At 40.9% G+C, this 21,458-nt stretch carries 26 protein-coding genes, 2 riboswitches and 1 other annotated feature; of the genes, 19 read left to right on the top strand and 7 right to left on the bottom strand.

Annotated elements, in window-relative coordinates; genetic code table 11:
• Positions 1 to 57: 57 nt before the first annotated feature.
• Complete coding sequence (locus tag NSQ17_RS06475) at positions 58 to 918, bottom strand: dimethylarginine dimethylaminohydrolase family protein (RefSeq protein ID WP_342467966.1); 861 nt, start codon at positions 916 to 918, stop codon at positions 58 to 60.
• A gap of 179 nt (positions 919 to 1,097) precedes the next feature.
• On the opposite strand from NSQ17_RS06475, the gene NSQ17_RS06480 reads away from it, so the two are divergent.
• The 5 genes from NSQ17_RS06480 (at position 1,098) to NSQ17_RS06500 (ending at position 3,983) form a co-directional block, all read left to right on the top strand.
• A complete protein-coding gene (locus NSQ17_RS06480; protein ID WP_008346212.1) occupies positions 1,098 to 1,619 on the top strand; it encodes an acyl-CoA thioesterase in 522 nt (173 codons plus the stop codon).
• Positions 1,620 to 1,733: 114 nt separating this feature from the next.
• Positions 1,734 to 2,060, top strand: a complete 327-nt coding sequence (locus NSQ17_RS06485; protein ID WP_017367090.1) for a PadR family transcriptional regulator — start codon at positions 1,734 to 1,736, stop codon at positions 2,058 to 2,060.
• Positions 2,061 to 2,064: 4 nt separating this feature from the next.
• On the top strand, positions 2,065 to 2,817 hold the full coding sequence (locus NSQ17_RS06490) for a hypothetical protein (RefSeq protein ID WP_342467967.1): 753 nt from the start codon (positions 2,065 to 2,067) through the stop codon (positions 2,815 to 2,817).
• Positions 2,818 to 2,927: 110 nt separating this feature from the next.
• On the top strand, positions 2,928 to 3,416 hold the full coding sequence (locus tag NSQ17_RS06495; RefSeq protein ID WP_007498817.1) for a small multi-drug export protein: 489 nt from the start codon (positions 2,928 to 2,930) through the stop codon (positions 3,414 to 3,416).
• A gap of 21 nt (positions 3,417 to 3,437) precedes the next feature.
• Positions 3,438 to 3,983: a GNAT family N-acetyltransferase gene (locus NSQ17_RS06500; RefSeq protein ID WP_041507405.1), complete on the top strand. Its 546-nt coding sequence runs from the start codon at positions 3,438 to 3,440 to the stop codon at positions 3,981 to 3,983.
• An 18-nt stretch (positions 3,984 to 4,001) separates the two neighbouring features.
• On the opposite strand, the gene NSQ17_RS06505 is transcribed toward NSQ17_RS06500, so the two are convergent.
• On the bottom strand, positions 4,002 to 5,045 hold the full coding sequence (locus NSQ17_RS06505; RefSeq protein WP_024719619.1) for a trifunctional transcriptional activator/DNA repair protein Ada/methylated-DNA--[protein]-cysteine S-methyltransferase: 1,044 nt from the start codon (positions 5,043 to 5,045) through the stop codon (positions 4,002 to 4,004).
• 199 nt (positions 5,046 to 5,244) lie between these two features.
• Positions 5,245 to 5,354, top strand: a riboswitch (guanidine-I (ykkC/yxkD leader).
• A 66-nt stretch (positions 5,355 to 5,420) separates the two neighbouring features.
• On the opposite strand from NSQ17_RS06505, the gene NSQ17_RS06510 reads away from it, so the two are divergent.
• A complete protein-coding gene (locus tag NSQ17_RS06510) occupies positions 5,421 to 5,750 on the top strand; it encodes a multidrug efflux SMR transporter (RefSeq protein ID WP_024719620.1) in 330 nt (109 codons plus the stop codon).
• Positions 5,747 to 6,061 (top strand): multidrug efflux SMR transporter, encoded by a 315-nt coding sequence (locus NSQ17_RS06515; protein ID WP_017367096.1) that lies wholly within the window; start codon positions 5,747 to 5,749, stop codon positions 6,059 to 6,061. The genes NSQ17_RS06510 and NSQ17_RS06515 overlap by 4 nt, the downstream gene beginning before the upstream one ends.
• Positions 6,062 to 6,094: 33 nt before the next feature.
• On the opposite strand, the gene NSQ17_RS06520 is transcribed toward NSQ17_RS06515, so the two are convergent.
• Positions 6,095 to 6,280: a hypothetical protein gene (locus NSQ17_RS06520; protein WP_024719622.1), complete on the bottom strand. Its 186-nt coding sequence runs from the start codon at positions 6,278 to 6,280 to the stop codon at positions 6,095 to 6,097.
• A gap of 163 nt (positions 6,281 to 6,443) precedes the next feature.
• On the opposite strand from NSQ17_RS06520, the gene purU reads away from it, so the two are divergent.
• The 6 genes from purU (at position 6,444) to NSQ17_RS06550 (ending at position 12,013) form a co-directional block, all read left to right on the top strand.
• Positions 6,444 to 7,346 (top strand): formyltetrahydrofolate deformylase, encoded by a 903-nt coding sequence (purU, locus tag NSQ17_RS06525; protein ID WP_007498809.1) that lies wholly within the window; start codon positions 6,444 to 6,446, stop codon positions 7,344 to 7,346.
• 43 nt (positions 7,347 to 7,389) lie between these two features.
• Positions 7,390 to 7,608, top strand: a binding site (T-box leader).
• A 56-nt stretch (positions 7,609 to 7,664) separates the two neighbouring features.
• Complete coding sequence (gene proB / locus NSQ17_RS06530; protein ID WP_039168848.1) at positions 7,665 to 8,762, top strand: glutamate 5-kinase; 1,098 nt, start codon at positions 7,665 to 7,667, stop codon at positions 8,760 to 8,762.
• Between the two features lie 12 nt (positions 8,763 to 8,774).
• On the top strand, positions 8,775 to 10,022 hold the full coding sequence (locus tag NSQ17_RS06535) for a glutamate-5-semialdehyde dehydrogenase (RefSeq protein ID WP_041092333.1): 1,248 nt from the start codon (positions 8,775 to 8,777) through the stop codon (positions 10,020 to 10,022).
• Between the two features lie 125 nt (positions 10,023 to 10,147).
• Positions 10,148 to 11,284, top strand: a complete 1,137-nt coding sequence (locus NSQ17_RS06540) for a Rap family tetratricopeptide repeat protein (protein WP_024719625.1) — start codon at positions 10,148 to 10,150, stop codon at positions 11,282 to 11,284.
• A complete protein-coding gene (locus tag NSQ17_RS06545; protein ID WP_008346190.1) occupies positions 11,274 to 11,408 on the top strand; it encodes a hypothetical protein in 135 nt (44 codons plus the stop codon). Before NSQ17_RS06540 ends, NSQ17_RS06545 begins: the two co-directional genes overlap by 11 nt.
• A 176-nt stretch (positions 11,409 to 11,584) precedes the next feature.
• Complete coding sequence (locus tag NSQ17_RS06550) at positions 11,585 to 12,013, top strand: organic hydroperoxide resistance protein (RefSeq protein WP_007498801.1); 429 nt, start codon at positions 11,585 to 11,587, stop codon at positions 12,011 to 12,013.
• Between the two features lie 33 nt (positions 12,014 to 12,046).
• Here the strand turns inward: NSQ17_RS06550 and NSQ17_RS06555 are convergent, their stop codons facing one another.
• Positions 12,047 to 12,493 carry a MarR family transcriptional regulator gene (locus NSQ17_RS06555; protein WP_008346188.1) on the bottom strand — a complete coding sequence of 149 codons (447 nt, stop codon included), beginning with the start codon at positions 12,491 to 12,493 and terminating at the stop codon, positions 12,047 to 12,049.
• A gap of 161 nt (positions 12,494 to 12,654) precedes the next feature.
• Between NSQ17_RS06555 and NSQ17_RS06560 the strand changes: the two genes are divergently transcribed.
• Complete coding sequence (locus NSQ17_RS06560) at positions 12,655 to 13,071, top strand: organic hydroperoxide resistance protein (protein ID WP_039170286.1); 417 nt, start codon at positions 12,655 to 12,657, stop codon at positions 13,069 to 13,071.
• 76 nt (positions 13,072 to 13,147) lie between these two features.
• Here the strand turns inward: NSQ17_RS06560 and NSQ17_RS06565 are convergent, their stop codons facing one another.
• From NSQ17_RS06565 to NSQ17_RS06575, 3 genes are all read right to left on the bottom strand, one after another.
• Entirely contained in the window at positions 13,148 to 13,618 is a 471-nt protein-coding gene (locus NSQ17_RS06565) for a nucleoside deaminase (RefSeq protein ID WP_008346184.1), read from the bottom strand.
• Positions 13,619 to 13,760: 142 nt separating this feature from the next.
• Positions 13,761 to 16,049 carry a 5-methyltetrahydropteroyltriglutamate--homocysteine S-methyltransferase gene (metE, locus tag NSQ17_RS06570; protein ID WP_342467968.1) on the bottom strand — a complete coding sequence of 763 codons (2,289 nt, stop codon included), beginning with the start codon at positions 16,047 to 16,049 and terminating at the stop codon, positions 13,761 to 13,763.
• Between the two features lie 155 nt (positions 16,050 to 16,204).
• A riboswitch (cobalamin riboswitch) is annotated at positions 16,205 to 16,397 on the bottom strand.
• 113 nt (positions 16,398 to 16,510) lie between these two features.
• Complete coding sequence (locus tag NSQ17_RS06575) at positions 16,511 to 17,470, bottom strand: S8 family peptidase (RefSeq protein ID WP_007498796.1); 960 nt, start codon at positions 17,468 to 17,470, stop codon at positions 16,511 to 16,513.
• A 460-nt stretch (positions 17,471 to 17,930) separates the two neighbouring features.
• Here NSQ17_RS06575 and NSQ17_RS06580 point away from each other — a divergent pair, with 460 nt between their 5' ends.
• From NSQ17_RS06580 to NSQ17_RS06600, 5 genes are all read left to right on the top strand, one after another.
• Positions 17,931 to 18,233: a hypothetical protein gene (locus NSQ17_RS06580; protein ID WP_041092341.1), complete on the top strand. Its 303-nt coding sequence runs from the start codon at positions 17,931 to 17,933 to the stop codon at positions 18,231 to 18,233.
• Positions 18,223 to 18,438, top strand: coding sequence for a helix-turn-helix transcriptional regulator (locus NSQ17_RS06585; RefSeq protein WP_169476040.1), 216 nt, complete (start codon positions 18,223 to 18,225; stop codon positions 18,436 to 18,438). The genes NSQ17_RS06580 and NSQ17_RS06585 overlap by 11 nt, the downstream gene beginning before the upstream one ends.
• 199 nt (positions 18,439 to 18,637) lie before the next feature.
• Positions 18,638 to 19,324 (top strand): response regulator transcription factor, encoded by a 687-nt coding sequence (locus NSQ17_RS06590; protein ID WP_019743445.1) that lies wholly within the window; start codon positions 18,638 to 18,640, stop codon positions 19,322 to 19,324.
• Positions 19,325 to 19,327: 3 nt separating this feature from the next.
• Positions 19,328 to 20,677 carry an ATP-binding protein gene (locus tag NSQ17_RS06595; RefSeq protein WP_100324919.1) on the top strand — a complete coding sequence of 450 codons (1,350 nt, stop codon included), beginning with the start codon at positions 19,328 to 19,330 and terminating at the stop codon, positions 20,675 to 20,677.
• A gap of 66 nt (positions 20,678 to 20,743) precedes the next feature.
• Positions 20,744 to 21,433 carry a PepSY domain-containing protein gene (locus tag NSQ17_RS06600; RefSeq protein ID WP_041507401.1) on the top strand — a complete coding sequence of 230 codons (690 nt, stop codon included), beginning with the start codon at positions 20,744 to 20,746 and terminating at the stop codon, positions 21,431 to 21,433.
• Positions 21,434 to 21,458: the final 25 nt, after the last annotated feature.

The raw sequence follows: 21,458 nt of genomic DNA on the forward strand, positions 1-21,458 counted from the left end.
AGGGAAGAAGGTAAGCATTTAAAAAGCCAGCGAGTAGACAAGCTGGCTTTTTGGCTTTTATGAACGCCTAATAGGTAATGTACAGCATCTAAAAGAGCCGCCGGATTTAATGATTTCTGAAAAATCTACTTCAATGACGGTGTAGCCGTGGGCTGTTAATGCAGCATTTGTTTCTTGGTTGATTGGTAAGCTGATGACTTTTTTCTGTCCAATGGACAACACATTTGGTCCAAGTGTGAACTGCTCTTGCTCACTTATTTCAATGAGATCATAATGCTTTGTGAGCATATGAAGATCCTTTTCCGTAAAAGCTTCAGGGTAAATCAAGATCTCATGATGAGACAGAATATTCATCACACAATCAAGATGCAAAATGTGAGAAGGAAGATGAATAGGAATGATGTCGTGATTCGGCAGTTCTTTTTTGAGCTGCTGGATGGCGGCTAGATTTGTTCTTTTGCTGATCCCCACAAATACACGGGTTTGGTCTACAAGCACATCGCCGCCTTCAATCGTTCCATCATCCAGCGTGATGGTTGTCCATCCTTTTGTCTGTGCCCATTCATTTAAGGAATGTTCTTCTCCTTGTCTGACAGGGGCTGCCATGTTTGAAACAAATAAAGTCTGTCCAATTGTAAATCCAATATCCCGAGTGAAGACTTGTTCAGGGAAACGTTCATTTGCAGGAAGAAGGACAGGCCGGACATGATGGTTTTTCAGCGTTTGGATGAATTGCTTATGCTGCGTGAGGGCTTTGATTTGAGAAATATTTTCTCTTGCAAAATGCTTTTGGGTTTCATTGATGATCTGTTTAATTTCCATATAAATTGGACTGCATAAGAGGACTTCTTGTAAATCATCATATTCACTCATACATTGCGGCGTTTTATACACTTTCTCTGATTTCATAGAATCCATCAAAGGGCCTCCTTGTTTATCGATAGTTATATTATTCCTCCTTCTAGTAAATGTTGAAACATTTCCGAAAGAAAATCTCTCATGAGAGACTAAAGCAAAAAGTTTAGACAAACCTAATAGAATAGTGTTTAATAAAAGTCGTTCCGCATCAACGAAAACAGCAAGAAGGAGCTATGACGATGAGTGAAGAAAATTTCAAATACTGCAAGGAATCGAAAGTTGTGAAAACCAGCAGGGTATTCCCCCTCGATACGAATAACCACCAAACGTTATTTGGTGGGAAATTAATGAGTTATATAGATGACATTGCTTCCATCTCGGCAGCAAGACACAGCCGTAGTGAAACAGTCACCGCATCAATGGATTCAGTTGATTTTTTAGAGCCGATTGGACAGAAAGAGTCCGTCTGCTTAGAATCTTATGTGACATGGGTCGGCACATCTTCTATGGAAGTATTCGTCAAAGTCATTAAGGAAAACTTGATGTCTGGAGAGCGCAGACTCGCAGCAACTTCATTTCTTACCTTTGTCTCGCTTGATGAAAACGGGAAGCCAAAACGAGTTCCACAAGTCATGCCGGAAACAGAGGAAGAAATCATGCTTCATCAAACAGCGAAGCAGCGGGCAGAGGAAAGAAAAAGCCGCCGGAAGCATAGTAAAGCTTTGGCTGACGCACTTGGGACGGATAAGCCTTGGGCGTAAAAATCACCCTTTAAGCGGTGATTTTTTTCTGAGTCGGTATCTTGCATGGCAAGATAGTGTGTGGTAAGATCAAACTATCTTGTCATGCAAGGTACTGAAAGCGGAGGATCGATGATGACACAATCAACACAAATGCTAAAAGGAATTTTAGAAGGATGCCTGCTGTCGATTATTTCTGAAGGTGAAATTTATGGCTATGAAATGACAAAGAAGCTTGCTCACTATGGGTTTGATCAAATTAGTGAAGGCAGTATTTATCCGATCTTGCTGCGCATGCAAAAAGAACAACTGGTTCATACGTCCACAAAAGCATCGGCGAGTGGACCGAAAAGGAAATACTATACGCTCACACAAAGAGGCGAAGAAGCGCTGACGGATTTTACCATGCGATGGAATGAGCTGTCAGGGAATGTAGAGCGATTATTACATAAAGGGAAGTGAGAAGATGGTAACAAAAGAAACGAGACATATCTTATTAGAGCTGCAACTCTATCTCATATCAAAAGGGAAAAATCAGGACGAGATCGACGAAGTGATGGATGAATTAACGACACACGCTGTCGAAGCTGAGAAAGATGGGAAAACAGGGGAAGATGTATTTGGCGGAGATCCACGGGGCTTTGCTGACGAGCTAGCGAAAGAGCTCTCTAGAAATCATAAAGACTGGGTTCCGTTTGTCAGTGCTTTTTTAATTGGATCTCTTTTTTACATGATGTTAGCAGATGCCATCAGTCAAAGTTTATCGTATTCTTGGTATGCACTCATTGGTTATCCGCTAATCATAGTGGCCAATGTGATCATGACCATTGTGATGTTTAGAGCTTCTGCCTTTCAAACAAGCGGGAGGGCATTCTTTTACTTTTGGATATTAGGTGTTTTTCAGATGACAGCCTTGATCACAGTGAAATTATTGGACCAAAAACTTGGTACTCCTTTACTTGTGCTGACCTCGAGCCAAAGATGGGGCGTCATTCTTCTGTTGCTGCTGTGTATTGTCTTATTGAATGCCATATTAAAGGCGAATATGATGTCGCTCATTCCGTTGATCTTCTTTGGACCGCAACTCCTATTCGAATGGCTTGGATGGACATCACCTCTGATACTTCTTTTCACAAGTCTGGTATCCATTGTGATTTTAGTCTTGCTCACAATCGCTTTTTTACAGAAAACAAACAAGAAAAATGAACATTTAATGTAGATAGAGCACATCACTTGCGATGTGCTTTTCTTTTTCTAAAAAAATGTAGATATGGGATCACATTTTTCTTTACAATGAGAAGAGGACAAAAATGAAAAGGGGTTCTGTGATTGGATATTGTATGGGGGTATGTACTCGTTTTTATATTGGCTGCTTTACCTTTCTTTGAAGTGGTTGGTGTCGTTCCGCTGGGGATTTTAAGTGGTCTGCATCCTGTGACAACGGCAGTTATTGGATTCGTCGGCAACTTTCTTACCGTCTTGCTACTCATCGTCTTCGTGGACCGATTTAAAGCGTGGTGGCTGAAGAGGAAAGAGGAGAAACATGATGAAAAAGGAGAGAAAAAACAGCTGAAAGCCAGAAAGGTTTGGGAACGGTACGGTCTCCCTGGTCTGGCACTTATTGGTCCTTTTATTATTGGCAGTCATTTAGCGGCTTTTATGTGTATGAGCTTCGGTACGAAAAGAAAACAAGTCACTGTGTGGATGACGGTCAGTTTAATCATGTGGACCGCATTAGCTGCTAGTTTAACGGGTGCGGGGTTCCATTACTTTGCCCCAGATTCAAATGGGTTGTTCGGAGATATTTTTAGCAAGTAAGCAGGGGAGAGAGGATAACAAATGACACATCAAACACGGATCGTGCTTGAAACAGAGCGCCTCAGACTGAGAACAATGGATGAAGACGATGCGCCTTTTTTATATGAAAAGCTGTTCCAAGATGAAGAGGTCATGAAGTATTATCCTTCACTAAAGGATGAAAAGCAGACAAAAGAGTGGATTGCTTGGAATCAAAAGAATGACCGCACATTTCATACATCCCTGTGGATCATTGAAGAAAAAGAAACGAAGGAACCACTTGGTCAAAGCGGAATTGTTCTCCAAAACGTCGAAGGACAAACAGAGCTTGAAATTGGCTATATGCTAAAGAGATCGGCATGGGGAAAAGGATATGCTGTTGAGGCTGCAAAAGGCTGTCTTGCGTATGGTTTTGACGAAATGAAGGTGAGGCGAATGGTCAGCTTAATTCGCCCTGACAATGAAGCGTCAGTCAAGGTCGCAATGAAAATGGGGATGAAAAAAGAAAAAACCATTTCAAAATGGGATCAAATGATTGATGTTTACAGTGTTACTCGTGACGGAAAAAGCGGCTCGCTTGAATCATAAGGAGAGCCGCTTTTTCTTTTATAGACGCTGTTCTAACTGAAGTAAATATTTCTTTCGTTCGATTCCCCCGCCGTATCCGCCAAGTTCACCGCTTGTTTGAATGACTCGGTGACAAGGAATGATGATGGCCAACTGATTGGCACCATTTGCATTTCCAACTGCCCGAACCAAATGGGGATCGCCAAGCATGATGGCAAGATCTCGATACGATCTCGTTTCGCCTGGCGGAATCTGTAATAGAAGATCCCATACCCTTTTCTGAAAAGGGGTGCCATGTATAGCAAGTGGCACAGTAAACTGCGTGAGTTTCTTTTCAAAATATAAGGCCAATTCCTTTGCTAATTGCTGATGGACGTTTGTTTCTCCAACTAAAATACGGGCATGATGTTTTTTTCTGATGTTCTCAATTTCTCTTTCTAATCCTCGCCTGTCCATAAATTCAAGCAAATACACATGGGTTGCATCTGAAATGCTCATCATCCGCCCAATCGGAGTAGAAATAAAATTCGCATGCAAAATATTGACTTGCGCCTTTTTGGGTGGATTCCCCATGATTTTCGTAAAGGCGTCATTGAAGGCACTGGAAGACTCGTAACCGAAGGTGACTTGCTGATCAATGACTTTTTTTCCGTTCAGAATCTCTTTAAACGCTAGCCCCATTCGGCGTGATCTAGCATATTGAACAAAGGTCATTCCATAGATTTCTTTGAATTTTCTCCGAGCTGTTGCAGAGTGAATCCCTAATTGGCGAAAATCTTCTTCTTTCCACCGTTTCTCAGGACTCTCTTCAACTGCTGATACAAGTGTTTTGACTTCTTCTGGAATGCTGTTAGGATATGTTAAAGGCGTGCATCGCTTACACGGCCGATACCCTGCAAGCAGTGCCTCCTCTGCTGTAAAGAAAAACTCGCAGTTCTCATATTTTGGTTTTCTAGCAGTGCACGTGGCATGGCAGAAGATGCCGGTTGTTTTAATACCAGCAAAAAACGTGCCATCATATTGCGGATTCTTATCAACAAGTGCTTGATAAAATTCGTGTTTTTGTTCGTCGGTCATCATCATTTGATCCACCTCTTGTTTTATTATATCAGTGATGTGGTCGTTCCTCTTTCTAACATTTAGTATACTTCGCTTTCATCCACTTTCTTTCGAAAAATGAACAAGTATATTTGAAGGGAAAAAGCAAAGTGGTAGACCGGCATATCAGGGTGTGATACACTTTTTCATACAGAATCGGCTGTATGCTAGATCTGATTATCATGAATTGGTTTTCTAGGGTTCCGTGCGGGCAGCGCAGTCTGGACCGAGAGAAAACACATAGGGTCTAGACAATAGACCGTATGGACACGGAGGGATAAAAGCCCGGGAGATTTGATCAAACGATCGATTTCCGGGCTTTTTTTATTGCTTGGAATCGGTAAGAAAGGAAGAGATCGAATGAAATGGGGAAATGTTTTGATTGCAGCCGTATTTGAAGTCGGCTGGGTAATGGGGTTGAAATATGCCGGCTCTATATTGGAATGGAGCGCAACCATCGTTTGTATTGTCGTCAGCTTTTATTTACTCCTGAAAGCCACGACTGTACTTCCAGTTGGCACACTTTACGCCGTTTTCACCGGACTTGGAACAGCCGGTACGGTCATAGTAGGGATGGTCATGGGTGAGCCGGTACAGCTAGTAAAATTACTTTTGATCATGGTGCTTTTAAGCGGTGTATTAGGACTCAAATTGACCACAGGTGAAAAGAAAGGGGAGGCTGAATCGTGAGCTGGCTTTTACTCATTGGAGCAGGCATCTTAGAAATGCTTTGTGTCACCATGATGAATCAATTCCAGAAAGATCGCCATGTCAAATGGATTTTCTTCATAGCAGCTGGCTTTTCGCTTTCCTTTCTGATGCTGTCTCTTGCGATGAATACAATTCCGATGGGAACGGCGTATGCGATTTGGACAGGAATCGGAGCAGCTGGAGGAGCGATTGTTGGGATGCTGTTTTATGGTGAGTCGAAAGACGCAAAACGTATTTTCTTTATCGCACTCATTTTATCAGCAGCGGTCGGGTTGAAAATCATTGAATAAGAAAAGGCTGGCAAACATGTGCCAGCCTTTTTGCTACATCGAATGATGATTGGAATCGTTTTCATTTTTGCGGTAAAGCTGACTCACAAGCAGAAAACATACACCAAATGTAAGTAAAGGAATGAGTCTTTCTCCGGTCATAAATAGATAAATGCCCGTGATTAGACATACGATGCCGAGCCAAAAGCTCACTTTACCAAACAAAGTCATGCTTTTCATCTCCATCACTCCTTTTGTGATAAAAGGTCTATTCATATTATATCACGCCAGGTGCAGAATTGAATGAATATTCAATAAAAAATACGCCGCTTAATTGCTTTTTCTCTTTCCAGTCCAGTATAATATTTCATTAGAATGAAAAACGTAAATGAGGTCATAAGACATGAGAACATTGATTACAGAGAAACTTGAATTACACAGACAAAAGCATGAGCAAAAAGGAAGGCTTTTAGTCAGCTGCCCGGATCAGCCTGGTATTGTGTCAGCTGTTTCTACTTTTTTATTTGAACATGGAGCAAACATCATTGAATCTAGTCAATACACAACAGATCATGAGAGCGGCCGGTTCTTTTTAAGAATTGAATTTGATTGGAAAGACATTTCTGCCAACTTAGATCAACTGAAAAGCAGTTTTGAGCCAATTGCGCAATCATTTCACATGACATGGAGCATGTCGCGTGCAAGTGATCTAAAAAAGCTGGCAATCTTTGTGTCCAAAGAGCTTCATTGTTTACATGAACTTTTATGGGAATGGCAAAGCGGTAATTTAATGGCTGAAATAGCGGTTGTCATCAGCAATCATGAAACGGCAAAAGATACAGTCGAAGCACTCGGCATTCCATTCCACTTCGTGAAAGCAAATAAAGACATTCGCCAAGATGCAGAAAAACAACAGCTTGCATTATTAGAAGAATATGATATTGATGCGGTTGTGCTTGCTAGATACATGCAAATTTTGACGCCAGCCTTTATCGAACAGCACCCGAACAAAATCATTAATATTCATCATTCCTTCCTGCCAGCGTTTATCGGTGCAAACCCATACAAGCGGGCATACGAGCGGGGAGTCAAATTAATTGGCGCGACTTCCCATTATGTCACCAATGATTTAGACGAAGGGCCAATCATTGAACAGGATATTGAGCGGGTAGATCATAGAGATGATGCAGAGGCATTAAAAAATATTGGCCGCACGATTGAGCGCAGTGTGCTTGCCCGAGCTGTCAAATGGCATCTGGAAGATCGAATCATTGTTCATGAGAATAAAACGATTGTGTTTAATTGACCGCTTGACTTTTCTGAAGCAATTGGTGATAATATAAAAAAATTAACGAGCGTTGAGAAGGAATAGTAAGCAGGACCTGCTGTGTAAAGAGAGCAAATGATACGCTGAAACATTTGCCGCAGACAGCTGCTGAACCTACCCTTTGAGCCTTAGAGGAAAAATCTAAGCGCATGCCTGGCGTTACAGGAGTTGAGTGGAATAAGCAGACGTATGCTTATTCAATGAAGGTGGTACCACGGAAAATCCCTTTTTCGTCCTTTACATAAGGAGAAAAAGGGATTTTTTATGTGGTGAAAGGTATAGCGGAGGGAATCAATGATGAAAAAGCAAAGGATCGTCATAAAAATTGGTAGCAGTTCATTAACAGAGCAAAAGGGAGCCATTGATGAACAAAAAATGCAGGATCATGTCAAAGCCATCGCAAAGCTAAAAGAGGCAGGCCATGAAATCATTCTCATTTCGTCAGGTGCCGTTGCGGCGGGATTTGGCAGTTTAGGATATCCGTCAAGACCTGTGACCTTAAAAGGGAAGCAGGCTGCTGCTGCTGTTGGTCAAGGTTTGTTAATGCAGAAATATACAGAACTATTTTCACAGTTTCAGATGACGCCTGCACAAATGCTTTTAACACGTAATGACTTTTCAGATCGTACAAGATATCGAAATGCTTACGCAACGATGATGGAACTGCTCGAAAGAAAAATTTTACCGATCATTAATGAAAATGACTCTGTGTCCATCGAGGAGCTTACCTTTGGTGATAATGACATGTTATCAGCACTGGTCAGTGGCTTAATTCATGCAGACCAATTGATCATTTTAACAGATATCAACGGAATTTATGATGCCAATCCAAATGAGAATCCTGATGCGAAGCGGTTTGATGTGCTGACTCACATTTCAGATGAATTGTTCTCATATGCGAAGAGTACGGGTTCAAAGGTTGGAACAGGCGGGATGAAATCTAAGCTTTCAGCTGCACAAACAGCTCTCTCCCTTGGCGTTAAAGTCTTCATTGGCACAGGTACAGGGGAAGACAAGCTTCTTCACATTCTCGCTGGTCAAGGGGACGGCACATATATTGGTGAACAAGACTTATCATCAGTCAATAACCGTCGCCAATGGATTCAATTCCACTCACCAGTCTCTGGGAAGATCATGATTGATGCGGGGGCAGAGGCGGCGATTTTGCATAATGGAAGGAGTCTTCTTCCAGCTGGTGTCATTGATGTAGCTGGTGAATTCTCTAAAGGAGAGGTCGTCGAAGTCGTTGGTCCAAACGGATTAGTCGGTAAAGGACAAACATTGTATGATTCAGATGAGCTTCTTGGCATTAAAGGGATGCGAAGTCATGAGCTTTCTCATGAAAAACCTGAAGTCATTCACCGAGATCACTGGGTTCAGCACGTACAAAACTGAGGAGGGAAAACGATGAATGAAGTTCTAGAAAAAGCAAAAAAGGCAAGCGCAGCCAAAGATCAGCTGCTATTAAAAACAACTGAACAAAAGAATGCTGCATTAGACGCTATTGCAAAAGCATTAAAAGCATCTTCAGCTTATTTAATTGCCGAAAACCAAAAAGATGTTCAGGCGGCTATAGACAAAGAGTTCACGCCATCTGTGATCGACAGAATTACATTAACAGAAGAGAGAATTGAAGCGATTGCAGACGCTACGCATCAACTCATTCAGCTCAAAGACCCAATTGGTGAAACATTAGAGACCATTCAAAAAGAAAACGGGCTTCTCATTGAAAAAGTACGTGTGCCTCTTGGAACGGTTGGGATGATTTACGAAGCAAGACCAAACGTGACAGTCGATGCGGCCACTCTTTGCTTGAAAACTGGAAATGCTGTGATTCTTCGAGGAAGTTCATCGGCCATTCATAGTAATAAAGCGATTGTGAAAGTCATTCATGAAGCGCTGCAACCAACGGATATTCCCGTAGACAGTGTACAATTGATTGAAGATACAGGCCGTGAGACGGCTAAAACCCTGTTCACTTTAAATGACTATCTAGATGTCCTTATTCCACGCGGCGGGAAACATTTAATTGATCTTGTTGTGAGAGAGTCTACTGTTCCAGTACTTGAGACGGGTGCAGGGAATTGTCATATTTACATTGATGAAACAGCCCAAAAAGAAATGGCTGAACAAATTGTTCTGAATGCGAAAACACAAAGACCATCTGTTTGTAATGCCATTGAGAGCATTGTCATTCATGAAACATGGGCAAAAGAACATGGCGCTTCGCTTTTTGAAGCACTTCAGACACATGGTGTAGAAATACGGGGCGATGAAGCAGTATGTGCACTTGCACCTAGTGCCACATTAGCGACGACCACTGATTTTGAAACGGAATTTTTAGCGCCGATTGTCAGTATTAAAACCGTCAAGACCATGGAAGAGGCGATACAGCATATTCAAATGTATAGCTCTAAGCATTCTGAAGCGATCATTACGGAAAACGAGCAGCATGCGGCACTTTTCTTAACAGCCGTTGATGCTGCCGCTGTGTATCATAATGCATCTACCCGGTTTACAGATGGCTTTGAATTTGGCTACGGAGCGGAAATCGGCATTAGCACACAAAAATTGCATGCTAGAGGACCAATGGGTCTGCCAGCCCTAACCTCTGAAAAATTTGTCATTCGTGGTCAAGGACAAATAAGAGAATAACCCATCCAAAAAGAGAGTCTTATCGCACAAGGCTCTCTTTTTCCTTTCATTTTTGTATTTCTTCGGTCAAGTATGATAAAATATGGTAATGTTTTATATTTTGAGAAGATTGGAGAAGGCAACGTATGGCGAAAATCATTCCCTCTTCGGATATTGGAGTGAAAATCAACAAGTGGTATGAATTAATCCGCAGATTTGATTCAGAACAAGCAGAACAGTTAAAGCAGGAAATTCGCACCTCTCTTGATTCAATGGAAGAAGATCAGAATTTGCTTCTCTATTTTTCTTTAATGGAATTCAGGCATGAGGTCATGCTCGATTATTTAAAGCCATTAAAGGAAGGAAAGCTTCGCGCCAACTTTTCCGAGCTTTCGAAAGAAATAGATGAGCATCAAACGCATGTCACAGGCATGCTTGAATATTACTATCATTTCTTCAGAGGCATGTATGAGTTCGGCCGGAGAGAGTACATTGCTGCCATATCGTCCTATCAAAAGGCAGAGCATAAGCTTTCTTTTGTATCCGACGATATTGAACGTGCAGAATTTCATTTTAAAATGTCAGAAATATATTATCACATGAAACAAACACACATTTCGATGCACCATGCCAAACTAGCGCTGGATGTCTATATTCAGCACGAACTATATGCGCTTCGTACCATTCAGTGTGAATTTATTGTAGCCGGTAATTATGATGATATGAGAAGGCATGAAAAGGCATTGCCACATCTCGAAAGAGCACTTGCAAGATCAAGAGACTTTCAGAATGTGCGTTTTATTGCTTCTTCTTTGTTTAATATGGGCAACAGCTATTACAGAATGGGAGACTTGAACCGCGCACTCGACTTAATGAAAGAATCCATCTCATTATTTGATCAAAACCAATCTGATCATCTTCGTCGATCGATAGACCCTCTTTATACAGCCGCTCAGATCTTATACAAACAAGGTAAAAACGATGAAGCATTATATTACAGAGAAGAATGTATGAAACGAGCAGAAGCTCTGCAGGATGACATTCATATTCAGAAGACCATTTTTTTAGAAGCGTTGTACTTACGACAAGATGCAGAGCATATTAAACGGATTTTCCATTTTTTAGAATCTTCCTATGCATATCCAGATATAGAAGAGCTGGCTTTAGACACCGCAAAGTATTATAATGAAATGGAGGATTATGAAAAATCTTCCATGTTCTATGGGGAAGCGGAACATGCTCGTATCTATATTCAGAGAGGGGATTGTTTATATGAATTTTAAAAAATGGGCAGTCGTCTGTACAAGCATCACGATCTTGGCATTATGGATCACATCACCTAATGCCGACCCCGATAACAGAAACCATACGCTAGAAAAACCGAATCCGCAGCATATCACGATCTGAAAAGCCCTTTTTAAAGGGCTTTTTTTATTGACCGCTTCAATCATCGTAGGTTGCACATTCATAAAAATAAAAAATGGAGGAAAGATGAAAGTGAGTGTTTTTCATTGACTCTTGAATTTAAATTGTGTACAATTCAATTGTAGAAAATATTAATAGAGCGAAAGAGGGTTATATTCATGTCAGAAGTTTTATTTACTGCAACGGTATCAGCTGTAGGAGGAAGAGAAGGTAAGGTTGTGTCAACAGATGGTGTACTAGAGCATGATGTAGCAATGCCAGGAACGCCAAGAGCGAAAAAGCTTGAGAAAGCAACGAATCCAGAGCAATTATTCGCAGCGGGCTATTCTGCATGTTTTGATTCAGCCCTTCAAATGGTCGCAAGACAAGAGCGTATCCGTTTTGAAAGTGAAGTAACGGCACATGTAAGCTTAATCAAAGACAGTTCAGACGGCGGTTTCAAACTAGGTGTTAAATTAGAAGTAAAAGGAACTGGAATTGAGCAATCTGCACTTGATGAACTTGTTCATAAAGCACACGGCGTTTGCCCATACTCAAAAGCAACGCAAGGAAACATTGAAGTAGAATTAGTAGCTGTCGCTCAATAATAGACATCAAAAAAAGGCTGAGGGAATATTCCCTCAGCCTTTTGATTGTGTTAATTTTTGCAGAAGCTCATGTAAAGAAGCGCGAAGTGTTTTCAGCTCTTCTTCTGATCTGCCTGTTCCAGACAGCATTTGAAATGGAATCGAAGTGGCCTTCTCTTGTAAAGCTTCTCCGTATTCTGTTAAACGAATTTGGACCGAACGCTCATCCTCTTTCGAACGTTCACGGATGATGAGTCCATTTTGTTCCATTCGTTTTAGCATAGGTGTGAGTGTACCGGAGTCTAAATATAAAAGCTCTCCCATTGTTTTCACATTTAATGTCCCATGCTCCCATAACAAAAGCAGTGCCAAATATTGCGGGTATGTGATATTTAACTCTTCTAATAATGGTTTATATTGCTTCGTCATTTCTCTTGAACTTGCATATAACAAGAAACAAAGCTGATTTTCCAGCTTCATATGTTCAAATTCATTTGTCATATCTGTCACCAACTATTTTTTGTCATACTTATCATTGTATAAGATTTTCTTCCTTTTTAAAATAAATACAGATTAAAAATGAAAAATTCTTCAATGTGCCATAAATGTTTGAGCAACGAATAGAACGTGAAAGGTATAAGTAGAAGAAGGAGGAGATCAAGATGAAACCATTATTTACTGCAAAAGTAAAAGCACAGCACGGAAGAGCAGGACATGTTCGTTCTGATGATGGTGTGCTTGACCACAACATTGTGATGCCAAACGCAAAGAAAGATGGAGAAACTGGTACGAATCCTGAACAATTATTTGCAGCGGGTTATGCGGCCTGCTTCGGAGGGGCGCTTGAACAAGTCGCCAAGAAGCAAGGTGTCGAAATTGAATCAGAAGTAGAAGGACATGTCAGTCTATTAAAAGATGAAAGTGATGGCGGTTTTAAACTTGGCGTGAAGCTGATTGTTTCCGCTAAAGGGCTTGATCATGACAAAGCGAAAGAGCTTGTTGAGGCTGCACATGAATTCTGTCCATATTCAAAAGCAACAAGAGGAAACATCGAAGTAGAGCTCGAAGTGGCGGACTAATGAAAAGAAAAAAGGGCTAAAATTTAGCCCTTTCTCAAGCATCTACTGACACCTGCTGTGGAGCAGGTGTCTTTTTTTAATATTCTTTCTTTTTGTCGTATGTGTCCCATGCTTCAAATGGAGCAAGGGTTTTTTGAAGGGTCAGCTGGTAAAATGGAATGTTTCTTGATTCGTATTCTTTGTTGATTTCTTCATAAATAAAGGAGTCATCAAAACCAGAAGTCGCTGCATCCTTGTGTCCAGCGGCAAAATATACGGCCTTTGGTCTAGCCCAATAGATAGCACCAAGACACATTGGACAAGGCTCACAGCTTGTATACAAAATACAGTCTTCTAATTGGTATGTATGTAGTGTTTGGCACGCCTTTCGAATAGCTGTCACTTCTGCATGTGCAGTTGGATCATTACTCGTTGTGACATTGTTGCTTCCCTCTGCAATAATCTGACCGTCTTTGACAATGACCGCTCCAAAAGGGCCGCCTGTGCCACTATTTACTCCTTCTACTGCAAGATCAATTGCGCGTTGTAAAAAAGCTTCGTGATTCATTGTCTTCCTCCCTTTGTTCGACTGACTTCTCTAGTATAAACGAATCATGATAGAAAAGGAATCATTGTAGGAGGAGATTGAACAGGACAATTTGCGCATAAAAAACCCCTGCCAAATGTTCAGCAGGGGAAGAGTGAGTCCATTATGCGTGCTGCGCTAGCTTTTTACGAGCGACTTCAGCAGCTGTCACCATGTTTTTCAAAGCAGCAATGGTTTCAGGTTCTTGTCTTGTTTTCAGTCCACAGTCAGGGTTGACCCAGAAGCGATCTGTCGGACATACGTTCAGTGCATCATCAATGATTTTACTCATTTCTTCAACAGATGGAACGCGCGGGCTGTGAATGTCATACACCCCAAGTCCAAGGCCTTTCAAATACGGGTGTTTTTCTAAATAATCGAGGAACCCGCCATGGCTGCGTGAATGTTCAATCGTAATCACGTCTGCATCAAGGTCTTCAATCGTATCAACAATATCCTCGAAGTTACTGTAGCACATATGTGTATGAATTTGCGTTTCATTTTGAACAGACGATGTCGATAGACGGAATGACTCTGCTGCCCAGTTTAAGTATGCTGCCCAATCACTCTCTTTTAAAGGAAGACCTTCTCTTAGCGCAGGTTCATCCACTTGAATCACTTGAATACCCGCTGCTTCTAACGCTTCTACCTCTTTACGTAAAGCAAAAGCGATTTGGAAGGCAATGTCTTTACGAGAGATATCTGTTCTTGGGAAAGACCAGTTTAAGATCGTGACAGGCCCTGTCAGCATTCCTTTGACTTTTTTCTCCGTTAAGCTTTGAGCGTAAACCGTTTCTTTCACTGTCATTGGCTCTGTAAATTCTACATCTCCATAAATGATCGGCGGCTTCACGCAGCGTGACCCATAAGATTGAACCCAAGCGAATTTTGTAAAGGCAAATCCAGCGAGTTTTTCACCGAAGTATTCAACCATGTCTGTACGTTCAAATTCTCCATGAACGAGTACATCTAGGCCAATCTCTTCTTGAATATCAATCCATCTTTTTGTTTCTTTTTTAATAAATTCATCATACTCTGCATCTGTCCACTCATTTTTGCGCCATTTTTGACGAGCACTGCGCACCTCAGCTGACTGAGGGAAGCTTCCGATTGTTGTGGTTGGAAGAAGCGGCAGTTCAAGAGATTCATTTTGAATGCGTAGTCGTTCTTCAAAAGCAACTGGACGTTTAAAATCTTTTGATGAAAGATTGTTGCGCTCTGCTGTCAGGTCCGCATTCGTTCCTTTCGCGAATTCTTTTAACGTCAGAAGTGCTTCATTTGCTGCATGGATGTCTGCATCAATGGCAGCCGCTCCTTTTGATAAGCCTTCTTTTAATAGCGTTAATTCAGCCAGTTTTTCAGTGGCATAAGAAAGTCCGTTTAATAGTTTATCTTCAAGCTGTTCGCTCGGATGTTTTGCAACTGGTACATGTAGCAGGCTGCTTGAAGGTTGCAGCCATACTTCTTTCGGCTGCACGTCAGCAATCACTTCAGAAATAAACGATAATCTTTCTCCTAGATCTGATCTCCAAATATTTCTGCCGTCGATGATACCGGCTGCTAAAATTTTATCTTTTGGGAAGCCGTGTTTTTTCAATTGTTCAAGGTTTCGTCCTTGATCATGGACAAACTCAAGACCGATGGCTTCAACAGGATACGTCACAAGCTCTTCATAGGCATCTACTGAGTCAAAGTATGTTTGAAGGAGAACGTTTAAGGCAGGTACAGCTTCTTTAATCGTTTGATAGATGGCTTTTACTGCTTTCACGTCTTCACTTGAAGCTGTGACTAAAGCAGGCTCATCAATTTGAACCCATTTTACACCGGCTTCTTCAAGCTCTTTTAACAACTGAGTATAAAGCGGCACTAGGCGTTGCTGAATCTCTTTTACTTCATTTGGTTCATAGCCTTTAGAAAGAGAAACAAATGTATAAAGACCAAGAACGACAGGTTTTGTTTCAACACCAAACGCTTTTTTCACCTTTTCGTATGCTTCAAGCGGTTTGTTATGTGTGAGTTTGAATTCTGTGCTTTTTTCGTATTCTGGAACGATGTAGTGATAGTTTGTATTAAACCATTTTGTCATTTCACTTGAGACAGCATCTTTTGTTCCTCTTGCCATCGCAAAGTATGTATCTAGCGGGTCTTTCAAGCTGCGGAAGCGCTCTGGAATCCAATTGAACATAACGGCAGTATCCAGCACGTGATCGTAGAAGGTGAAGTCCCCAGAAGGAACAACGTCAATTTGTTGATCAATTTGAGTTTTAATAGCGGCTAAAAATTGTTCATCGAGTGTGCTTAAGAGGGTTTCTCGGTCAGTTTGACCTTTCCAATAAGACTCAAGTGCTTTTTTCCATTCTCTGTTTAAACCAATTCGCGGAAAACCTAGATTACTTGTTTTAACAATTGTCAATTCCAATTCCTCCTCTAAATATAAAAAGACACTCACACTCATGGTCAAGATTGATGAGGGCAAATGTCTGGTTTAAAAAGACAAAATGTGTGTGCGAAAGAAGGCGTAAGTATCAATGACGAACGCTTTTCCGACATCTCCTATCAACCGTAGGGGGTTTGATGTGATAGAGCGGCTGGTATCCTGGCTAGTGAATCTGCAAGCTTTTCATCCTTCCCATCCTCACGACAGTGGATTATTAACGAAAAGCTCTCCTCACTTACAGTGGCGGGACCGCGCCGGATTTTCACCGGTCTTCCCAATTAAAATTCGACGTGTGATCGAATTACCGACTCTCAAACTATGAATTTATTGTGTTCGATTATATAACGTTCACTTCATTTCGTCAAAGTAAATTTTGAATAATTTTAATTAAAAAAATCCTGAGAAAATTCTATCTTTTCTCAGGACCTAACATGTACCTATAGAGACAAAAGTTCTGCTTCCAATGTTTTCTCAAGAAGCACATCTGGTGCAGTTAAATATAAAAACCCGTTTCCTACAAGGGTTTTCGATTGTTTTAGCGGAAGGGTTCTTCGTACGAGCTGAGCATATACCTCAGGTTCTGTCAGCTTACGCTGGAACGCTTCTTCTTCGGCATTTTTAATAATGGCGAGTGCACCGCTCACATGAGGGGCAGCCATGGAAGTGCCTGTTAGTCTTCCGTATTTATGGTTAGGGAGAGTGGATAAAATGTCTTCACCTGGAGCGACGAGGTCGATTTCTTTATTCGCATTGGAGAATTCAGAGGATTCTCTTGCAAGAGAGACAGAGCCGACGGCAATGACCTCGTTGTATGCAGCTGGGTAGGAGAACTCTTCAGTACGCTCGTCTCCGTCACCTTCATTTCCTGCTGCGCAGACAACAAGCACACCGCTGCTTACCGCATGTTGGATGGCCTTTTGTAGTTCTGGTTCATTGCTTGGCCCACCGAGAGACATGGAAATAATATCAACCTTCTGTTCAACCGCATAGTTAATGCCATTGATAATCCATTCGTATTTCCCGCTGCCATTTTTCCCTCCAAGAACTTTCACGATCAACAGCTTGGCTTCAGGCGCAACACCTAAAATGCCACCATTTTGATCCGTTGCTGCAATCGTTCCTGATACATGGGTACCATGCCCGTTGTAGTCTTTTACATTCTCAGCATCGCCATTGTCATCATCGGTAAAGTTTTTTCCTCCGATAATCTGATCTTTTAAATCGGGATGCTCCGTGTCGCAACCTGTATCAAGGACAGCAATGGTTATGCCTTTTCCTTTGAAGCCACTTGACCAAAGTTCGGGTGCTTTAATCTCCTGAATACTTTCCGGCGTCTCTTTCGCTTCCATCACATTGGCTTTTACTTCATACGGAATTAAGCGAATTTCACCTTTCATAAGAAAGCCCTCCTTATTTTGTTTTCAAAGTAGATTCAGGTTGCGTAATGTTATTGTATAAAACAAATGTTTGATCGGAAAGGGTCAATTGTAATAATTTTTCAAATAATCAAATAATTATTTATTGTGCAGTTCTCCTCATATCTTGCCGAAAGAAGTCACCTTTTGAGGAAAACTCTTAGTATCATATGAAAAAGAATGAAATGTTGCATAGTGAGCTTGCACCTGTACAGATGAAAATGGGTGAAAAGAACTAAAAAAGGCAGATCGAATAAACAATCATATAAAGAGATAGAGGATGACAGAAAAGAAAAAGGTACATGGCATGTGCAGATAATTGTTTTTTCATTATAATGATCGAAAGAATATAGAATGTAAAAAGTATTTGACATTTTTTAAGCGGATGATATGATTGAAATGTAAAAAGTATTTGACATTTTGATTGGGAGGGGACTAACCGTTGGATGTTGTCAAAGTTGTGTATTCAGTCATCTTATTAGTGGTCGGACTGTTCATTTTTATCGCGCCCATGATTCAAAAGGGTGATGAAAGAAAGAGATTTATCTACTCAAAAGCTCAATCGTATGCATTTATGGTGGTCATTGGTATGCTTTTATTAGAAGTCGCAGAGTCTATATTTTTAACGACCCAAGGGAACAATTCTGATAAGGGGTTTGGGATTTCTCCCATCATGTTCCTAACTGTGATTTCGGTCATATATTTAGTTACATTACTCATATACAGAAAAAAATATGGTGATTAAATTGCAAAATCATATAAGAGAACTAAGGAAATCCATTAAATTATCCCAAGAAGAACTTGCTAAACGGTGTAAGGTCTCGAGACAAACCATCAATGCCATTGAAAACGATAAGTACGACCCTACTTTACAATTAGCCTTTGACATCGCCTCTGTTTTGAATACGACTGTAGATGAGCTTTTTGTCAGTCAACCTAAAAAGAAGTAAGGGACCAGCCTCAGAAAAGAGGCTTTTTTTGTTGATTTCTGTAATGTGAAAGGGTCAGCTGAAAATAAAAATCAACCATATTACATAACAATTCCTTATTCATGAAAAATAAGATATGAAGATTGTGACTGTTCCAATGGAGAAAGGCAACATATAATAATGGAAAGACAAGCTTGCCTTTCAGATAGGAGAGATAGAGATGAACAAAGGGAAGATACTCGTGGTAGAAGATGAAAAGAAAATTGCAAGAGTGCTGTCATTAGAACTTGAATATGAAGGATATGAGGTCACAGTCCAAGATACAGGGATGAAAGGACTCCAGGCACTCGAGGAGGAGAGTTTTGATTTAGTGCTTCTAGATGTCATGCTTCCAGAATTAAGCGGACTTGAAGTGCTTAGAAGGGTTCGAAAGACAAATACGGCAACACCGATCATTTTGATTACCGCAAGAGGAAGTGTTCCCGATAAGGTCAGCGGTCTTGATCTTGGGGCAAACGATTATATTACAAAACCCTTTGACATAGAAGAATTATTAGCGCGAATTCGTGCACAGCTGAGGTTCAATCACAATGCGCAAGAGGAAAAGGAAATTGAGCTAAGTATTGCAGATTTAACGGTGAATGAGAAAACAAGAGAAATTCAAAGAGGCGATCAGACGCTTGAGCTGACACCGAGAGAATATGACTTGCTTGTTCATTTATTGAAACATCAGCAGCAAGTGCTCACAAGAGATCAGCTTTTAACAGCTGTTTGGGGTTTTGATTATTTTGGTGACACGAACGTGGTTGATGTCTATATTCGCTATTTAAGAAAAAAAATCGATTACCCGTTTGAAAAACAATTGATTCACACAGTGAGAGGTGTGGGTTATGTGATGAAAGGATAAAGCATGAGATTAAAAAATAAGATCCAGCTTTATACATCGTTGTCCTTGTTTTTAATGGTGCTGCTGTTTCATACAGCGATTTATTTTATTTTTTCGATGACCTTGACGCAAAAAGATATGTCCAGACTGTCGGAAGTAGCTGAAAATATTGCTATTGCACTAAAGAAGTCAGAAGAAGAGGGGCTTCCATCTTCAGAGCTTCTGAAAGCGTATCTGCCTCAAAATGGTATGATCCGTGTCGTCACAGAGAAAGGTGAATCAAAGCTGACCGTCACGAAGGAATCTACGTTTAGCTCACTTCCTTTTACATACGAATCTGGTCAGACAGCAGAAATTCAAGAATACAATAAGCATATGATTGCGTTCGCGGCTATCCCTGTCATTTGGACAAATGGGGACATTGTGTCGCTGCAAGTATATGAAGAAATTGAAAATACAGAAGAGAACTTGGCGTTATTAAAAATGATTTTAATCGCTACTGGCGTTTTGTTTATTGTGCTTTCTTATTTTGCAGGCCACATTTTAACGAAACAAATTGTCCGCCCAATTAGTCGAATGACCAATACGATGAAAGCAAGTATGAGAGAAAAGGCATTTAAACGAATTGAATTAACAGGCGATTCAAAGGATGAACTGTATCAAATGGGTCAAACCTTTAATGAAATGGCCGAAATTCTCGAGAAACATTATGAGAAAGAGCAGCAATTTTTGCACGATGCTTCTCATGAATTGAAAACACCCATTACCGTCATCATGAGCTACAGCAATTTACTAAAACGCTGGGGGCAAAGCCGGCCAGAGGTCGTAGAAGAATCCTCTCAAGCCATTCATGATGAGGCAAAAAAAATGAAAAGGCTGACAGATCAACTACTCACACTGGCGAAAAATGGGCAGCCGCTTTACTTGGACATGAAGCCGGTTGATCTTGGTCAAATGTGCAGCCAAGTTGGCCATACACTTGAAGTGGCAACCAATCGAACCATCCTTACTCATGTACAAACAGATCAGCCTGTGATTGCTGAAGGAGACGAAGAGAAGATCAAACAGCTTTTGACCATCTTGATTGATAATGCGGTTAAATATAGTGCAGAGCCAGTTGATGTGAACTGCGGACGAGCAGGAGAGAAACCGTTTATTTCGGTTGTTGACAAAGGAATTGGCATAAAAGAAGAGGATCTGCCGAAAATCTTTGACCGCTTTTTCCGTGTGGATGAAGCGAGAAACAGTGAGACGGGCGGGACTGGACTTGGCCTGTCAATTGCGAAGCAAATTGCTGAAGAGCATGGGGCTGAGCTAAAGGTAGACAGCCGTATCGGTGAAGGAACCGTGATGACCATTCTTTTTCAGAAATAAGTAGGTCTTTTCTCATCAATTTCTCATTTCCTCCTTATAAAATAGGAAATAGGAAGGAGGCGCTGCATGTCTAAAAAAATGAAAATGCTGCTTACACTCACAGGATGTCTTTTCATTCTTGTGGCCTTTGCAATGCTCATGATTCAAACCATTGACCAAAAAATATTAAGCGAAGCAGACATTAAAAAAATCATCGCAAAAGACTACAATGGAAACATCACAAATATTGATCTGATCAATCATAAACAGGACTATACATTGACGCTTGAAAATTCAAATGGCATCTATCAAATCATTGCATCTTCCTCAAGCGGTCAAATGAAAGAGATGAAACAGTTAAAGAGCTATCAAAAACCAAATGAGAAAAATGCCGAACTCCAAGCAGAAGAAGTGGCAGTGAAAAAAGTGAAGGGTACCGTGATTCAAAAGAAAGAAAAATCGGATCGCTTTATCTTTACGATTCAATCAAAAAAAGAACTGTATCAAGTGGATGTTGAGAAAGACACGTTCAAGGTGATTGAAGCAGAAAAGAAAAAGCCAACCTCTAAAGAAAAGAAGCTGACAAAAATAACGGTAGAAGAAGCCATTCAGATTGCCGTAAAAGAAGTGGGCGGCACAGTGGATGATGCAGATCTTGAAACTTTTAGCGGAATGCTCGTGTTTGAGGTAGAGCTCGATTTGCCGGATGGAAGAGAGGCAGAGGTGTTAGTGAATGCCTATACAGGAGATATTGAAGGCATTACGTACGAAAACTAATCATTTTCTCATGATTTTCTCATGT

Origin of the sequence: Bacillus sp. FSL W8-0629, from assembly GCF_038593225.1 — a bacterium.
Classification (GTDB): Bacteria; Bacillota; Bacilli; order Bacillales; family Bacillaceae; genus Bacillus; species Bacillus altitudinis.

Bases quoted from the DNA above. Each gene is read 5' to 3' on its own strand.
- NSQ17_RS06475 (WP_342467966.1), bottom strand. From the start codon at position 918: ATGGATTCTATGAAATCAGAGAAAGTGTATAAAACGCCGCAATGTATG.
- NSQ17_RS06480 (WP_008346212.1), top strand. From the start codon at position 1,098: ATGAGTGAAGAAAATTTCAAATACTGCAAGGAATCGAAAGTTGTGAAA.
- NSQ17_RS06485 (WP_017367090.1), top strand. From the start codon at position 1,734: ATGACACAATCAACACAAATGCTAAAAGGAATTTTAGAAGGATGCCTG.
- NSQ17_RS06490 (WP_342467967.1), top strand. From the start codon at position 2,065: ATGGTAACAAAAGAAACGAGACATATCTTATTAGAGCTGCAACTCTAT.
- NSQ17_RS06500 (WP_041507405.1), top strand. From the start codon at position 3,438: ATGACACATCAAACACGGATCGTGCTTGAAACAGAGCGCCTCAGACTG.
- NSQ17_RS06505 (WP_024719619.1), bottom strand. From the start codon at position 5,045: ATGATGATGACCGACGAACAAAAACACGAATTTTATCAAGCACTTGTT.
- NSQ17_RS06510 (WP_024719620.1), top strand. From the start codon at position 5,421: ATGAAATGGGGAAATGTTTTGATTGCAGCCGTATTTGAAGTCGGCTGG.
- NSQ17_RS06520 (WP_024719622.1), bottom strand. From the start codon at position 6,280: ATGAAAAGCATGACTTTGTTTGGTAAAGTGAGCTTTTGGCTCGGCATC.
- purU (WP_007498809.1), top strand. From the start codon at position 6,444: ATGAGAACATTGATTACAGAGAAACTTGAATTACACAGACAAAAGCAT.
- proB (WP_039168848.1), top strand. From the start codon at position 7,665: ATGAAAAAGCAAAGGATCGTCATAAAAATTGGTAGCAGTTCATTAACA.
- NSQ17_RS06535 (WP_041092333.1), top strand. From the start codon at position 8,775: ATGAATGAAGTTCTAGAAAAAGCAAAAAAGGCAAGCGCAGCCAAAGAT.
- NSQ17_RS06540 (WP_024719625.1), top strand. From the start codon at position 10,148: ATGGCGAAAATCATTCCCTCTTCGGATATTGGAGTGAAAATCAACAAG.
- NSQ17_RS06545 (WP_008346190.1), top strand. From the start codon at position 11,274: ATGAATTTTAAAAAATGGGCAGTCGTCTGTACAAGCATCACGATCTTG.
- NSQ17_RS06550 (WP_007498801.1), top strand. From the start codon at position 11,585: ATGTCAGAAGTTTTATTTACTGCAACGGTATCAGCTGTAGGAGGAAGA.
- NSQ17_RS06555 (WP_008346188.1), bottom strand. From the start codon at position 12,493: ATGACAAATGAATTTGAACATATGAAGCTGGAAAATCAGCTTTGTTTC.
- NSQ17_RS06560 (WP_039170286.1), top strand. From the start codon at position 12,655: ATGAAACCATTATTTACTGCAAAAGTAAAAGCACAGCACGGAAGAGCA.
- NSQ17_RS06565 (WP_008346184.1), bottom strand. From the start codon at position 13,618: ATGAATCACGAAGCTTTTTTACAACGCGCAATTGATCTTGCAGTAGAA.
- NSQ17_RS06575 (WP_007498796.1), bottom strand. From the start codon at position 17,470: ATGAAAGGTGAAATTCGCTTAATTCCGTATGAAGTAAAAGCCAATGTG.
- NSQ17_RS06585 (WP_169476040.1), top strand. From the start codon at position 18,223: ATGGTGATTAAATTGCAAAATCATATAAGAGAACTAAGGAAATCCATT.
- NSQ17_RS06590 (WP_019743445.1), top strand. From the start codon at position 18,638: ATGAACAAAGGGAAGATACTCGTGGTAGAAGATGAAAAGAAAATTGCA.
- NSQ17_RS06595 (WP_100324919.1), top strand. From the start codon at position 19,328: ATGAGATTAAAAAATAAGATCCAGCTTTATACATCGTTGTCCTTGTTT.
- NSQ17_RS06600 (WP_041507401.1), top strand. From the start codon at position 20,744: ATGTCTAAAAAAATGAAAATGCTGCTTACACTCACAGGATGTCTTTTC.